The following is a 1,741-nucleotide window of genomic DNA, read 5'->3' as shown; positions in this document are numbered from 1 at the left end:
CCGGAAGTACCACGGCCACGAAAGTGTTCGGACAACCGGATTTTAATTCCGGGAGCGGCGACGGCACCAAGGGAAACGGGACCAACTCGGATTGGAACTTTTGGGGAATCAGGGCAGGCGACGCCGGCGACGTTTACATTACGGATTATTACAATAATCGAATCCTCTATTATCCCTCGGGTAGTAGTTTCGCGACGCGGATCTACGGGGCAGGCAATGAAAGTAACTTGTGTAGCACCGTCAACGCTTCCTCCATCTGTTATCCGACTGACGTAGTAGTCGACTCGAATGGCGGTTTGTATGCCGTGGACTTTGCAAACAGTAGAGTCTTATATTATCCTTCGGGAAGCACAACTGCCACCAGGGTTTATGGTCAACCGGACTTTACATCCAGCGGCCCAAATAACGGCGGAATCACCGCAAGTTCATTGAATAAACCGAAGGGCATCGCCTTGGACTCTCAAGGCGGTCTCTATGTAGCGGATAAATTCAATAATCGTGTTTTGTATTATCCGCCCGGAAGTACTACCGCAACGAGAGTCTATGGCAAGGGCGGGGATTTTACTTCCGGCGCTTTTGGAACCAGCCCTACTCTCTTGAGCCTGCCTGAGGGCATTGCACTGGATTCCTCCGGAGGAATGTACGTTGCAGATACGGGAAATAATCGCACTCTTTATTTTCCACCGATTACGGTTACTAAGTAAAGGATAGGAGATAGGGTCTCGGATTTGAGCAATTGAAAAGAATAAAAAATGGAAAATTTCGACTAACGTCAATAATACAAAATTCTCGATTTTGTATTATTTTTATCAATATTTCGTCTAACTTTCCAAAAAAAAGACAATGATTAAGGGTTCAGAAATGTTTTCGAAAAAAAAGGTCAAATCTTTTCAATTCACAGGGCAAAGAGGCACGCAAGTCCGCATGGTCTCGGGCAATTCGCTGATATTTCTTTTAGCGATTTCCAGTTTTCTGTCCGTTTCCTGTATAAGCGAAGTTGCAAGCCTTTGCGCGTCAGGCGCTCTTTGCGGCGGAGTCGGGGGAAGTTCGAGCATTCCTTTGTTCCTACTATCCACCCCTTCGACTCCTTCCCTCAGTACGGAAACCTACCCGGGCTTTACTACAACCAGGGTTTACGGCCAACCGGACTTTACTTCCAATACAGCGAATAACGGAGGAATTAGTGCCACATCGGCAAATAACCCGACAGGTGTGGCTCTAGATTCCTCCGGAAACGTCTACATTACGGAATTTTATAATAATCGGATCCTGAGATTTCCTTCCGGAAGTACTACGGCGGATAAAGTCTATGGGCAGGCCGGAAGTTTCACTACGAATACTGCAAACAAGGGAGGGTCCGTTAACGAAAATACTCTCTATGCTCCGGTACATTTGAGCTTTGATGTGAGTGGAGGACTGTATGTTGCCGATGCATACAACGACCGAGCACTGTATTTCCCTCCTGGAAGTACTACGGCCACGAAAGTGTTCGGACAACCGAATTTTAATTCCAATGCCCTTGTCCCTGGAAACGGAACCAATTCGAATTGGGGTATCTGGGGAATCCGGGCAGGCAACGCCGACGACGTTTACATGACCGATTATAACAATAATCGAATCCTCTATTATCCCTCGGGTAGTAGTTTCGCAACCCGGATCTACGGGGCAGGCAATGAAAGTAACCTGTGTAGCACCGTCAACGCTTCCTCCATCTGTTATCCGACTGACGTAGTAGTCGACT

The 1,741-nt window shown here is 47.4% G+C and carries 2 protein-coding genes; both read left to right on the top strand.

Features of this window, described 5'->3' with window-relative positions; genetic code table 11:
• Positions 1-704 (top strand): NHL repeat-containing protein (locus LEP1GSC047_RS03240; RefSeq protein WP_020988193.1); only part of this gene is annotated, 704 nt, incomplete at its 5' end.
• 157 nt (positions 705-861) lie between these two features.
• Positions 862-1,741: NHL repeat-containing protein (locus tag LEP1GSC047_RS20770; protein ID WP_238325514.1), on the top strand; the 880-nt coding region annotated here is incomplete at its 3' end.

Origin of the sequence: Leptospira inadai serovar Lyme str. 10 (genome assembly GCF_000243675.2) — a bacterium.
GTDB classification, from domain to species: domain Bacteria; phylum Spirochaetota; class Leptospiria; order Leptospirales; family Leptospiraceae; genus Leptospira_B; species Leptospira_B inadai.
Note: the sequence above shows the minus strand (reverse complement) of the source record. Positions and strands in the feature narration are given on the sequence as shown.